The 12,796-nt window shown below is 73.9% G+C and carries 12 protein-coding genes; 8 read left to right on the forward strand and 4 right to left on the reverse strand.

Going from position 1 to position 12,796, the window contains the following annotated elements:
- Positions 1-113: 113 nt before the first annotated feature.
- Positions 114-1,619, forward strand: a complete 1,506-nt coding sequence (locus J1M41_RS05775; protein ID WP_206451350.1) for an aldehyde dehydrogenase family protein — start codon at positions 114-116, stop codon at positions 1,617-1,619.
- A gap of 11 nt (positions 1,620-1,630) precedes the next feature.
- Here J1M41_RS05775 and J1M41_RS05780 read toward each other — a convergent pair whose 3' ends face one another.
- Together J1M41_RS05780 and J1M41_RS05785 are read right to left on the reverse strand one after the other, a co-directional pair.
- Complete coding sequence (locus tag J1M41_RS05780) at positions 1,631-2,398, reverse strand: glycerophosphodiester phosphodiesterase (RefSeq protein ID WP_206451359.1); 768 nt, start codon at positions 2,396-2,398, stop codon at positions 1,631-1,633.
- 187 nt (positions 2,399-2,585) lie between these two features.
- Positions 2,586-3,044 (reverse strand): Lrp/AsnC family transcriptional regulator, encoded by a 459-nt coding sequence (locus J1M41_RS05785; protein WP_036316550.1) that lies wholly within the window; start codon positions 3,042-3,044, stop codon positions 2,586-2,588.
- Between the two features lie 123 nt (positions 3,045-3,167).
- Between J1M41_RS05785 and J1M41_RS05790 the strand changes: the two genes are divergently transcribed.
- From J1M41_RS05790 to J1M41_RS05815, 6 genes are all read left to right on the forward strand, one after another.
- Positions 3,168-4,598, forward strand: coding sequence for a DUF6421 family protein (locus J1M41_RS05790; RefSeq protein ID WP_206451351.1), 1,431 nt, complete (start codon positions 3,168-3,170; stop codon positions 4,596-4,598).
- Positions 4,599-4,601: 3 nt separating this feature from the next.
- Positions 4,602-5,279: an SDR family oxidoreductase gene (locus J1M41_RS05795; protein WP_134377501.1), complete on the forward strand. Its 678-nt coding sequence runs from the start codon at positions 4,602-4,604 to the stop codon at positions 5,277-5,279.
- 1 nt (position 5,280) lies between these two features.
- On the forward strand, positions 5,281-6,354 hold the full coding sequence (locus J1M41_RS05800) for a low specificity L-threonine aldolase (protein WP_134377500.1): 1,074 nt from the start codon (positions 5,281-5,283) through the stop codon (positions 6,352-6,354).
- Positions 6,355-6,454: 100 nt separating this feature from the next.
- Positions 6,455-7,957 (forward strand): amino acid permease, encoded by a 1,503-nt coding sequence (locus J1M41_RS05805; protein WP_134377499.1) that lies wholly within the window; start codon positions 6,455-6,457, stop codon positions 7,955-7,957.
- A 22-nt stretch (positions 7,958-7,979) separates the two neighbouring features.
- On the forward strand, positions 7,980-9,071 hold the full coding sequence (locus J1M41_RS05810; protein ID WP_134377498.1) for a hypothetical protein: 1,092 nt from the start codon (positions 7,980-7,982) through the stop codon (positions 9,069-9,071).
- 33 nt (positions 9,072-9,104) lie between these two features.
- Positions 9,105-9,653 carry an NYN domain-containing protein gene (locus J1M41_RS05815; protein ID WP_063189174.1) on the forward strand — a complete coding sequence of 183 codons (549 nt, stop codon included), beginning with the start codon at positions 9,105-9,107 and terminating at the stop codon, positions 9,651-9,653.
- 22 nt (positions 9,654-9,675) lie between these two features.
- Here the strand turns inward: J1M41_RS05815 and J1M41_RS05820 are convergent, their stop codons facing one another.
- Positions 9,676-10,524, reverse strand: a complete 849-nt coding sequence (locus tag J1M41_RS05820; protein ID WP_036316534.1) for an HAD family hydrolase — start codon at positions 10,522-10,524, stop codon at positions 9,676-9,678.
- A gap of 76 nt (positions 10,525-10,600) precedes the next feature.
- Between J1M41_RS05820 and J1M41_RS05825 the strand changes: the two genes are divergently transcribed.
- Positions 10,601-11,677: a malate dehydrogenase gene (locus J1M41_RS05825; protein WP_049146380.1), complete on the forward strand. Its 1,077-nt coding sequence runs from the start codon at positions 10,601-10,603 to the stop codon at positions 11,675-11,677.
- A 103-nt stretch (positions 11,678-11,780) separates the two neighbouring features.
- Here the strand turns inward: J1M41_RS05825 and J1M41_RS05830 are convergent, their stop codons facing one another.
- Positions 11,781-12,701, reverse strand: coding sequence for a carbohydrate kinase (locus J1M41_RS05830; protein WP_010079702.1), 921 nt, complete (start codon positions 12,699-12,701; stop codon positions 11,781-11,783).
- Positions 12,702-12,796: the final 95 nt, after the last annotated feature.

Consider the following 12,796-nt stretch of genomic DNA (forward strand, 5'->3'; position numbering starts at 1 on the left):
CCGTTTCTCGAACGAAAACGCCGTGGCGCCCGTCGGGGCGGCACCAGCGGCCGGAGGACGACGACGGCGCCCCGCCCTGCCGCCGCACAGGGCCGCTCGGTAGCGTGGCCGGCATGAGCACGCAGCCCCCCGGTCTGACCACCGACTCCCCCGACTCCCCCGCCGACGATCCGGTCCGCGAGCCGTTGCCCACCGAGGCCCTGCCGATCGCGCCGGCCGGGCCCCGACCCGAGGAGCCGCGGGCCGCCGTCGAGCGGCTGCGCGCCGCCGCCCGCTCCCGCGCCGCCCACCCGCGCGCGGTGCGGGTGCGCCAGCTCAAGGGCCTGAAGCGGATGCTGACCGAGCACGCGGACCGGTTCGTCGCGGCGCTCGGCACGGACCTGGGCAAGCCGGCCACCGAGGCCCTGATCACGGAGATCGTCTCGGTGCGCTCCGAGGTGGACCACGCGCTGCTGCACCTGACCGACTGGATGGAGCCGCGGCCCGTGAAGCTGCCGCTGGCCCTGCGGCCCGCGAGCGCGGAGGTCCGGCCGCGGCCCAAGGGTCTCGTGCTGGTCATCGGCGCGTGGAACTACCCGGTGCAGCTCGCGCTCGCCCCGGTCGTGGGTGCGCTGGCGGCCGGCAACACGGTGGTGCTCAGCCCGTCGGAGAAGGCCCCGGCCACGGCGGCGGCGCTGCGGGAGCTGGTGCCGCAGTACCTGGACTCCGCGCTGGTCTCCGTGGTGGCGGGCGGCAAGGAGTGCAACACCGCGCTGCTGGCGGAGCCGTGGGACCACATCCTCTACACCGGCGGGGAGCGCGTGGGCCGGATCGTCTACGAGGCGGCGGCGAAGACCCTCTCCCCCGTGACGCTCGAGCTGGGAGGCAAGTCGCCGGCGGTGGTGACGCCGTCGCGGAACACGGGCGCGATGGCCCGCCGCATCGCATGGGCGAAGTTCACCAACGCGGGCCAGACGTGCGTGGCCCCGGACTACGTGCTGGCCGTCGGCGAGGCCGCGCTGCGCCAGGTGACCGCCGAGATCCCCGCCGCCCTGCGCGAGTTCTACGGCGACGACCCCCGCGCGTCGAAGGACTACGGCCGGCTCATCTCCGCCGAGCACGCGGAGCGGCTGCGGGAGATGCTCCAGACGGACCTCGACGCCGGCGCCGAGCTGCTCGTCGGCGGCGACGTGGATGTGGCAGGACGGTACATGGCGCCGACCGTGGTGACGGGCGTCAAGCCGGACGGCGCGCTCATGCAGGAGGAGCTGTTCGGCCCGATCCTGCCCGTGCTGACCGTGGACACCTTCCAGGACGCCCTGGACTTCATCGCGGAGCGCCCGCACCCGCTGGCCGCGTACCTGTTCACGGACCGGCCGAGCTATCACCGGGCCTTCGACGACCAGGTGCGGGCCGGCGGCCTCGGCTACGACGTCGGCCTGCTGCACGCCGGCATCGCGACGCTGCCGTTCGGCGGGATCGGCGCGTCCGGGATGGGCGCGTACCACGGCATCCACGGGTTCGAGACGTTCTCCCACCTGCGCCCGTCCATCACGAAGTCGGACCAGGTGGACACGCTCAAGACCGCGTACCCGCCGTACGGGCGGATGAAGCGGGCGCTGCTGCCGAAGATGCTCTGAGGGGGCGGGGATCAGCGCTGCGGCCAGAAGCCGCGTCGGGCGTAGACCTCAGCGAGGACGTCGGCGCGGTCGGTCATGACGCCGTCGACGCCGAGGTCGAGCAGGCGCTCGATCTCCGCGGGCTCGTCCACGACCCACACGTGCACCGGCAGGCCCGCCGCGTGGCAGCGGCGCACGAAGTCGGCGGTGGCCACGGGCACGCGGCCGTGCCGGACGGGCACCTGCACGCAGTCGACGTCGAGGGCGTACCGGCGCAGCCAGCGGGTCAGTCCCAGCGGGCCCAGCGTCACGAGCGCCGCGATGGCGGCCGCCCCGCCCGACGTCGCCACCCGCTCCGGCCCGTACGCCCGCTCGGGGTGGCCGAGGCGGGCGAGGGCGCGTCGGAAGAGGCGGCGCCGCGAGTCGTGGAACGACGCGACGAGCACGCGGTCCCAGGCGCCGTGCTCGGCGAGGATGCGGGCCAGGGCCGGGGCCGACGCACGGTCCTTGAGGTCCACGTTGAGGCGCGCCTCGGGGAGCGCCGTGAGCAGCTCGGTGAAGCGCAGCAGCGGCTCCCCGCCGACCGTGACGTCCGCCAGCCGCTCCCACGTGTGGTCGCGCAGCCGGCCGCGGCCCGTGCTGACGCGGTCCAGAGTCTCGTCGTGGAACACGACGAGCTCGCCGTCCGCCGTGGTGCGCACATCCAGCTCGAGGTAGGTGAACCCGGCGGCGTGGGCGTCCATGAACGCGGCCAGGGAGTTCTCCCGGTCGACGGCGGCGCCCCGGTGGGCGAACCCCAGCGGGTGGCCGCGACGGGCGGGGACGGAGTCGGTGAGGTAGGCGAGGTCGGACGCACGGGATCACGGTAGCGGGGACGGGCGGCGGGGTACTCACTGCCGCAGCCGGGAACGCGAGAGGTCGGAATGAGCGTCAGATCCGCCCTCATTCCGACCTCTCGCGTGACAGGAGGGGCCGAAGCCCCCGCCCTCAGTCCTCCGCCGGTAGCTCCAACATGGGGCGGTGCTCGTAGAAGGTCTGCAGCACCACGGTGGTCCGGGTGGACACCGACGCCGTCTGGCGGATCTCCGTCACGAGGGCCTCGAGCTCGCGCGGCGAGCCCACGCGCACGAAGAGCATGTACGCGGCGTCGCCGGCCACGGAGTGGCACGCCTCGATCGCCGCGATGGACTCGAGGAGCTCGGGGGCGTCGTCGGGCTGGCGCGGGTCCAGCGGACTGATCTCGATGAACGCGGAGAGCGGCCTGCCCACGGCCTCGGGGTCGAGCAGCGCACGGTAGCCCGTGATGACGCCCGTGCTCTCGAGCCGGCGCAGGCGCGCCTGCACGGCGGAGGTCGAGAGGCCGACCCGCTCGGAGAGCTGGGCGAGCGTGGCGCGCGGGTCATGGGAGACGGCGGCCGCGAGCCGCGCGTCGACAGGGTCGTCCATGCGCCGCACGCTATCAGCCGGCCCCGGCCGCCGGGTTGACAGCCCCGTGCGCTGATGGAAACCTTCCGGCAAGTGATCCATATCACCGGATACTTTCCGGCGCTTCGACCTCAGGAGGGTTTCATGTCCACCACTCTGCAGCCCGCCCGGACCGACGTCGTCGTCCCGGAGACCCCGTCCGACGCGCGCACCGTCGAGACCCACCCGGCCTGGCTCCGCCTCAAGGCCGCCGCCACCGCCCTGCAGCCCCTGCAGGTCAAGGACGGCTCCATCCCGGACCCGGCGGACCACGCCGCCGCGCGCGAGCACGTGGAGACCATCGTCGCCGCCGTCGAGGAGCTCGCCCCGCTCTTCCCGCACGACGCCGCCTACCTCGCCGCCCTGCCCCGCGACTTCGCCCGCTGGGCCGACGGCGGCTTCGCCGAGCCCGACTTCCTGGACTCCCTCATCGCCTTCCAGCCGCAGGAGCACCGCGTCGACGGCGTCCGGCACCTCGTGGTCTTCCCGATGTACACGCAGAACGGCTCCCCCGACCGGCACGTGGAGGCCCTCGTCGTCGAGACCATCTGGCCCGAGTTCATCGCCGAGCTCGAGGCCGGCGACTACGGCAACCGCCTCTTCGTCTCCCTGCGCCTGATCGACTTCACCCCCGGCTACGACACGAACTCGGCCGTCCTCTTCCCCGAGACCGTGGCCATGCGCGAGATCCCCACCTTCACGTGGGGCGCCATCTTCCAGGACCGCGAGGCCGCCCGCTTCCGCCGGGTCGTCACCGCCGCCGCCGAGATCACCCAGCTCGAGCTCCCGGCCGAGCTCGCCGAACTGCTCTCCTGCCAGGAGCTCGCCGAGGGCACCTTCGTGATGTGGGACCTCATCCACGACCGCACGCACATGCGCGGCGATCTGCCCTTCGACCCGTTCATGATCAAGCAGCGCATGCCCTTCTTCCTCTACACGCTCGAGGAGATGCGCTGCGACATGACCGCCTTCCGCGAGTGCGTGGCGATCGAGCGCCGCCTCACGGCGCGCGCCGCCGCCGGTGAGCAGCTCACCGCGCTCGAGGAGCAGACCCGCCGCCACGCCGGGCTCGTGCAGCACGCCGTCCTCTTCGACCGCGTCTTCCGCTTCGCCCTCACCGGCTCCCGCGTCCGCAACTACGACGGCCTCGGCGGCCAGCTGCTCTTCGCCTGGCTGCACCGCAAGGACGTGATCCAGTGGCGCGACGTCGAGCTCAGCGTGGACTGGGACCGGCTCGCCAACGCCGTCGTCGAGCTGGGCGACGCCATCGACACGCTCTACTGGGAGTCCATCGACCGCCCCAAGACCGTGCACTGGCTCCAGGCCTACGAGCTCGTCGCCTCCGTGGTCACCCCGCACCCGGCCTCCGTCTGGGCGCAGGGCCTGCCGCGCGAGGTGCTCGCCGGCCCGCCCAAGGGCTACACCGACCTCGTGCTCGACGACGAGTTCCCGCTGTCCATGTTCTTCGAGGCCCTTGAGAAGAAGATGCGCGGCGTCATCGAGTCCACCGCCGGGATCCGCGGCACGGGCGACTGACCCGTGGCCGCCCTGACCGACCGCGCGGTCCTGATCGCGGGCGCCACGAGCGCCTCGGGCCGGGCCGCCGCCCGCACGCTCCTCGACGCCGGCGCGCACGTCGTCGCGACCGGGCGCGACGCCGCGAAGCTCGCCCCCCTCGCCGCGCTCGGCGCCGAGACCGCGGCCCTGGACCTCACGGACGAGGCCGCCGTCCGCGGCCTCGTCGAGGACCTGCACGCCCGCGGCACCCGGATCGACGGCCTGCTCCACCTGGTGGGCGGCTGGCGCGGCGGCGGGGGCCTCGCCGGCCAGTCCGAGGAGGACTACCGCGCCCTCGAGGCCTCGTTCACGGCGCTGCGGCACGTGAGCCGGGCCCTCGACGACGACCTGCGGGCCTCGTCCGCCGGTCGCCTCGCGATCGTCTCGTCCCCGGCGGTGACCCGGCCGCTCGCCGGCGGCGCGAACTACGCCGCGGTGAAGGCGGCGAGCGAGGCATGGACCCGCGCGGTCGCGCAGGGCTGGGCCAAGGCCGCCCGGGACGCGGGGACCCCGCTGCGCTCGGCGGCCGTCGTGTTCCGCGTGACCTCCCTCGCCGGGCTCGAGGCACGGCTGGCCGAGGAGTACACGCGACTGTGGGAGGCTGAGGCGGGCGCGCTGAACGACGCCGTCCTCACGCTCCAGGAGAAGGGAACGGACTGACATGCAGAGGATCCACGATCCGCAGGAGCGGGGCTTCGCCTCGGACAACTACTCCGGCGTCCACCCGGAGGTGCTCGCGGCGATCGCCGAGGCCAACGGGGGCCACCAGGTCGCCTACGGCGAGGACGTGTACACGGCCCGCCTCCAGGAGGTCGTGGCCCAGCACTTCGGCGAGGACGCCACCGTGTGGCCGATGTTCAACGGCACCGGGGCGAACGTCGTCGGGCTCCAGGCCATGCTGCCCCGCTGGGGCGCGGTGATCTGCGCGGACACCGCGCACATCCACGTGGACGAGGGCGGCGCGCCCGAGAAGTCCGCCGGCATCAAGCTGCTGCCCGTGGCCACCGACGACGGCAAGCTCACCCCCGAGCTGATCGCCGCCGAGGCCTGGGGCTGGGGTGACGAGCACCGCGCCCAGCCCCTGGTCGTCTACCTCACCCAGTCCACCGAGCTCGGCACGGTCTACACCCCGGACGAGGTCAAGGCCATCACGGACTACGCCCACGAGCACGGGATGCGCGTCTACATGGACGGCGCCCGCATCGCCAATGCCGCGGCCTCCCTGGGCCTGCCGCTGCGCGCCTTCACCACCGACGTCGGCGTGGACGTGCTCTCCCTCGGCGGCACCAAGAACGGGGCGCTGCTGGCCGAGGCCGTCGTCGTGCTCGACCCGGACGCCGCGGACGGCCTCGTGTACCTGCGCAAGAACCAGATGCAGCTGGCCTCGAAGATGCGCTTCGTCTCGGCGCAGCTGCTCGCGCTGTTCGACGGCGACCTGTACCTGCGCTCCGCCCGCCACGCCAACGCCATGGCCGCCCGGCTGCGCGCCGGCATCGAGGCGGGGGTCGCCGACGGCTCGCTGGCCGGCGTCGAGTTCACGCAGGCCACGGACGCCAACGCCGTGTTCGCCGTCCTGCCCGAGGGCGTGGCCGACCGGCTGCGCGCCCGCTTCCGGTTCTACGACTGGGACGCGGCGCGCCGCGAGGTGCGCTGGGTGTGCGGCTTCGACACGACCGAGGAGGACGTGGACGCGTTCACGGCGGCGCTGCGCGCCGAACTCGTCCCCGCCGTCTGACGGACGCGCCCGGCCGGGATACCCTTCTACCACCGTGCAGCAGGGTGGGACGCCGCGGCCTTCGACGCGCGTCCGACCGCTCCTCCACCGAAAGGCCACCGTGGACAACAGCGCACCCCGGACGTCCCCGTCGACGCCGCCCGCCTCCGCCGCCCACATCACCCCCGAGGGCGGCTCCCTGCGGCGCACCCTCAAATCCCGGCACCTGACGATGATCGCGATGGGCGGCGCCATCGGCACGGGCCTGTTCGTGGCCTCGGGCAACACCATCGCGACCGCCGGCCCCGGTGGCGCCCTTGCGGCCTACGTGGCCATCGGCTTCATGGTGTTCCTGCTGATGCAGTCGCTCGGTGAGATGTCCACGTACCTGCCGGTCTCCGGCGCGTTCGAGGAGTACTCGACCCGCTTCGTGAGCCCCTCGTTCGGCTTCGCCATCGGCTGGAACTACTGGTACAACTGGGCGATCACGGTGGCCGCCGAGCTCGTCGCGGCGGCCCTGATCATGCGGTACTGGCTCCCGGACGTGCCCTCGTGGATCTGGTCCGCGACCTTCCTCGCGCTGCTCTTCGGCCTCAACGCCCTCTCCACGCGCGCCTACGGCGAGAGCGAGTTCTGGTTCTCGCTCATCAAGGTCGCCACCGTGGTGATCTTCCTGGTGCTCGGCGTCCTGATGATCGTCGGCATCCTCGGCGGCTCCTCCCCCGGCTTCCACAACTGGACCGACGGCGAGGCCCCCTTCGTGGGCGGCGGCGCCGGCATCCTGGCGATCTTCATGGTGGCCGGCTTCTCCTTCCAGGGCACCGAGCTGGTCGGCGTGGCCGCGGGCGAGGCCGAGGACCCGGAGAAGAACGTGCCCAAGGCGATCCGCACCGTGTTCGTGCGCATCCTGCTCTTCTACGTCGGTGCGATCACCGTCGTCGGCTTCCTCATCCCCTACACCAGCCCCCACCTGCTGGGCAGCGACGTCGAGGACATCTCGATCTCCCCGTTCACGCTCGTCTTCGAGAACGCGGGCGTGCTCGCCGCCGCCTCCGTGATGAACGCCGTGATCCTCACGGCCATCCTCTCCGCGGGCAACTCGGGCCTGTACGCCTCCACCCGCATGCTCTGGGCCCTGGCCGACTCCGGGAAGGCCCCGCGCTTCCTGGCGAAGGTGAACCGGCGCGGCGTGCCCATGAACGCCCTCTACGCCACCACCGCGGTGGGCGCGGCGTGCTTCCTGACCACGTTCATCGGGGACGGCGCCGCCTACGTGTGGCTCGTCTCCGCCTCGGGCCTGGCCGGGTTCATCGTGTGGATGGGCATCGCCTGGAGCCACTACCGGTTCCGGCAGGCCTACGTCGCGCAGGGCCACGATCCGAAGGATCTGCCCTACCGCGCCTTCCTGTTCCCCCTGGGCCCGATCGTCGCGCTGGTCATGTGCGCCGTCGTGATCCTCGGCCAGAACTACCAGGCGTTCATGGGCGACGTAGACCTCGTGGCCGTGGCCAGCGCCTACATCGGCCTGCCCCTGTTCCTCGCGCTGTGGCTCGGCCACAAGCTCGTCACCGGCTCGAAGCCGGTCCGCTACGAGGATGCCGACCTGACCCGCGTCCTGGACTGAGTCCCCCACCCCGGAGGTCGCCGTGTCCGCCCGCTCGTCCCACGTCCCCGCCGCCACCCACACCGCACGCAGCCGCCTGGTCTGGGTGGACGTCGCGCGCGGCCTGGCCCTGGTCTCGATGATGGTCGCCCACACGGCGCCCACCGGCGGCCCGGGCGGGGTGCTCCACCTCTCCGAGTACCTCACCGCGCCCCTGTTCGCGGCGCTCGTGGGCGTGGGCGCGCGCCTCGAGGCGGAGTGGCTGGGCCGTGGCCGGGCCGTGCCTCGCGCGCTCGTGCGGGCGGCCGCCCTGTGCGGGGCGGTGTGGCTGGCCGGGCACTTCGGGGCAGCCGTCGTGAACGTGCTGGCACACCTGGCCGTGCTCACAGTGATCATGGCGCTGCTGGCCGCCCTCCCCCTCGCCGCGCACCTCGTGCTCGCCGTCCTGGCCGGCGGAGGCGGCCTCCTGCTCGCCGCCACACCGACGGCCGACGTCGTCGACCGGCTCGTCCCCCTCGCTCAGGCCCTCGGGCTGAGCCGCGCGACGCTGACCCCGTGGGTCTCCGCGTTCCTCACGGACGGCCCGTACCGTCTCCCCCTGTTCCTCGCGTGGGCGCTGCTGGGGGCGGTGCTGGTCGCCACCGTCCACGGCACGACGACGGCGGCCCCGGCCCGGCGCGCACGGCTCACGGGGCTCGCCTGGGCGGCCGGGGGGATCGCGCTGGCCGGCGTCGTGCTCGCCCTGTCCCGGACGCAGACCGGCGCCGCCCCCGTGCCCTACACGGCGACCCCGGCGGAGGCCCTGCTGGACACGGGCCTCGTGCTGATCGTGCTCGGCGCGTGCGCGGCCCTGGCGCCGCGGCGGGCCGGGCTGCTGGCCGTGCCCGGCGCGATGACGCTGTCCGTGTACGTGGCGCACCTGTGGTACCTCGGCTGGGTGCGGCGGCTCGGACCCGGGCCGTGGCGCAGCGCCACCGGCGCGGACGACACGTGGTTCACCCTGGCCGTGCTGGTGGCCGGCGCGCTGCTGCTGCCGCTGCTGTGGCGGGCCGTCGTGCGTATCGGCCCGTTCCGCGCGGGGCCGCTGGAGGGCGTCGTCCGCCTGCTGACGGCCCCGTTCGACCGCGCGCGCTGACCGACGTCCACCCCAGCGGGTAGCCTCGAGAGCGTGAGCGAGCGAACCACCTACCTGCTGATCGACGGCGAGAACATCGACGCCACCCTCGGCACGTCCATCCTGCAGCGGCGCCCCCAGCCCGACGAGCGGCCACGCTGGAAGCGCCTGCTCGGCTACCTCGAGGACCGCTGGGACCAGCCGGTCAAGGGCCTGTTCTTCCTCGCCATCGACGGTGAGATCCCCATCCCGTTCGTCCAGGCGCTCACCGCCCTCGGCTTCCAGCCGATCATGCTGCGGGGCGAGGGCAAGGTCGTGGACATCGGCATCCAGCGCACCGCGGAGGCGCTGCTGGGCCGGGAGGACGACGTCATCCTCGTCAGCCACGACGCCGACTTCGCCCCCCAGCTCACCGACCTCGCGGCCACGCCGGGCCGACGCACCGGGATCATGGGCTTCGAGGAGTTCCTCTCCCACGAGCTGCGCCGCATCCCCGGGGTCGAGTTCTTCGACCTGGAGCACGCGGTGGGCGCGTTCGACTCGTCCCTGCCGCGCCTGCGCGTGATCGACGTCGAGGCGTTCGACCCGAACGAGTTCCTCTGACCCGCCGGGGGCGGCCCGCGGCTCAGTCCGTGGGCAGCTCCAGCAGGCGTTCGACGGTGGCGGCCACCCCGTCGTCGTCGCACGCCCCGACCACGCCGTCCGCCGCGGCCAGCAGCGACGGATGGCCCGAGGCCACGGCCAGGCCGAGACCAGCCCACTGGAGCATCTCCAGGTCGTTGGGCATGTCCCCGAACGCGACGACGTCGACCGGCGCGACCCCCCGGCTCGCGGCGAACTCGGCGAGGGTCGCGGCCTTGTGCACGCCCGGGGCGGACATCTCCACGAGCGCGATGCCGGGCGCGGAGTGCGTGGCACTCACGAGCTCGTCCAGCTCGGCGCGGGCCGCGGCGAGGAAGGCGTCCGGGGCCAGGGTGTCCGAGCGGGCCAGCAGCTTCACCACGCCCAGCCGACCCGGCAGCGCGGCCTCGAGCGTGGCCGCCGCGTGGACCTCGGCCCGGAACTCGGCGCGCTCGGAGAACGCGTGCTCCCAGAAGAAGCCCTCGAGGGTCTCGGCGCCGAAGGACACGGTGCGGTCCAGGGCGCGCAGCCGGTCCGTGGCTGTCCACACGGCCTCGACGGGCATGGGGTGGGCGATCAGGACGTCGTCCGTGGCGGTGTCCACGAGGACGGCGCCGTTGGAGCAGATCACCGGGCCGACGGGGCCGAGCTGCGCGCTCAGCGGGCCGAGCCAGCGGAGGGGACGGCCGGTCACGAACACCACCTCGACGCCGGCGTCGTGGGCGTCCCGCAGCGCCGCGATGGTGCGCGGGCTCAGGCGCCCCGACCGCGTGTGCCGGTACCCGATGATGGTGCCGTCCAGGTCCGTCGCGATCATCCGCGGACGGCGCGAGGGCAGGGGCAGGGCGGGCATGCGCTCAGTCTAGGCCGGGGCCGTGCGGCTGATAAGAGACAGGTCCTCCGCGGGCGAGCGGGGGCACGATGGGGGCGTGGACACCGCACAGCAGACCACCGCACAGGACACCGCCCCGGACCCCGCGTCGACGACGCCCCGCACGGTCACCGTCACCGGCGCCGCCGGCAACATCGGCTACGCGCTGCTCTTCCGCATCGCCGCCGGCGGGATGCTCGGCCCGGACACCCCGGTCCGGCTGCGCCTGCTCGAGATCCCGGCCGCCCTGGGCGCCGCGGAGGGCACCGCCATGGAGCTCGCCGACGCGGCCTTCCCGCTGCTGGCCGACGTGGAGGTCACGGACGACCCGGCCCGCGCCTTCGACGGGGTCCAGCACGCGCTGCTCGTCGGCGCGCGGCCGCGCACGAAGGGCATGGAGCGCGGCGACCTGCTCGAGGCGAACGGCGGGATCTTCGGGCCTCAGGGCCGGGCGATCAACGACCACGCGGCGCAGGACGTGCGGGTCGTCGTCGTCGGGAACCCGGCCAACACCAACGCGCTGATCGCCGCCGCCCACGCCCCGGACGTGCCGGCCGCGCGCTTCACGGCGCTGACCCGGCTGGACCACAACCGGGCCGTGGCGCAGTTGGCCGCGCGGGCCGGCGTCGCGGTGACGGACGTGTCCGGCGTGACGATCTGGGGCAACCACTCCGCCACCCAGTTCCCGGACCTCACCCACGCCCGCGTGCGGGTGGACGGGACGTGGCGGCCGGCGCTCGAGGTGGTGGACCCGGTGTGGGCGAGCGAGGAGTTCGTGCCGCGCGTGGCGAGGCGGGGCGCGGAGATCATCGAGGTGCGCGGGGCGAGCTCGGCGGCGTCGGCGGCGTCCGCGGCGATCGATCACATGCGCGACTGGACCCTCGGCACCGGTGTGGACGCGGACGGTGCGCCGCGCCGGACGTCGGCCGCGGTGGTCTCGGACGGCTCCTACGGGGTGCCGGAGGGGCTGATCAGCTCGTTCCCCGTGACCTCCGACGGCGGCACCGCGTGGCGGATCGTGCCGGGGCTGGAGCCGGACGAGTCCGTGCTGCCGGGTGAGGGCGGGCGGCTGGCCGCGACCGTCGCCGAGCTGGAGGCCGAGCGCGACGCCGTGCGAGGGCTGGGCCTGCTCTGAGGCGGCCGGGATCGTCTGCGTCTCTGACCCTTCTGGGGGCGTCCCCGCCCGCCGGAAGGGTCGGATGCGCAACAGATTCGTGCGGGGACGGGAGGGCGTGGGGTCAGTCCGCCAGCTCGGCCCGCGTGGGCGGGTCCGCCCCCGGGCGGGAGGCCGTGATCGCCGACGCGCGGGAGGCGTAGATCAGCACCGACTCGACGTCGGCCGGGTCCATCGCGTGCAGGCGGCCGCGGTTCGCGGCGCCGAGCAGGGAGCGGTCGTCGAGGGCGGCGAGCAGGGCGGCGGTGAACGAGTCGCCGGCGCCCACGGTGTCCGCGACGTCCACGGGCACGATCGGGCGCTCCACCACGCCGTGCGCGGTGACGGCCACGATGTCCTCGGCGCCGCGGGTCATCACCACGAACGCCGGGCCCATCTGCTGCCACGCCTGCAGCGACTCGCGCAGCGGGCGGTCCGGGTACAGCCACGCGATGTCCTCGTCCGAGGCGTGCACCACGTCCGCCAGCCGCACGGACTCCTCCGCGCGGGCGCGGGCGAACGCCCGGTCCGGCACGATCGTGGGCCGCACGTTGGGGTCGTAGCTGATGGTCGTGACCGCGGAGATCCGCTCGAGCAGGGCCATCACCTCGGCGTCGCCGGGGGCGAGCATGGTGGCGATGGAGCCGGCATGCATGTGGTGCAGCGGGCCGCCGGCGGCGTCGTCGAAGTCCCGGGCGAGCGCGGCGGCGGGCGGCAGCGTCCAGTCCAGCTCGAACTCATAGCTGGCGGCGCCCGTGGGGTCCAGGCGGGCGGTGGCCACGGAGGTGGCGGCGGCATCCGGCTCGAGCAGGCAGCGCACGCCGTTCTCCCGCAGGTGCGAGGCGATCATGTCCCCGTGCGCATCGCGGCCGAGGCGGCCGGCGAACAGGACGGGCCGCTCCAGCCGACTCAGGCCCACGGCCACGTTCAGGGGGCTGCCCCCGACGTGCACGCGGGGGGTCGCGGTGTCCGAGACCACGACGTCGACGAGCGCCTCTCCGATCACACCACAGTACTGAGCCACGCGCCCCACGGTACCCTAATCACCGGCGCGGAACCGGGGCTGTGCTCAGGCTTCCAGGCCCCCGAGAAACGCCCGAC

The sequence above is a fragment of the Micrococcus sp. KRD096 genome (assembly GCF_017168495.1).
GTDB lineage: Bacteria > Actinomycetota > Actinomycetes > Actinomycetales > Micrococcaceae > Micrococcus > Micrococcus luteus.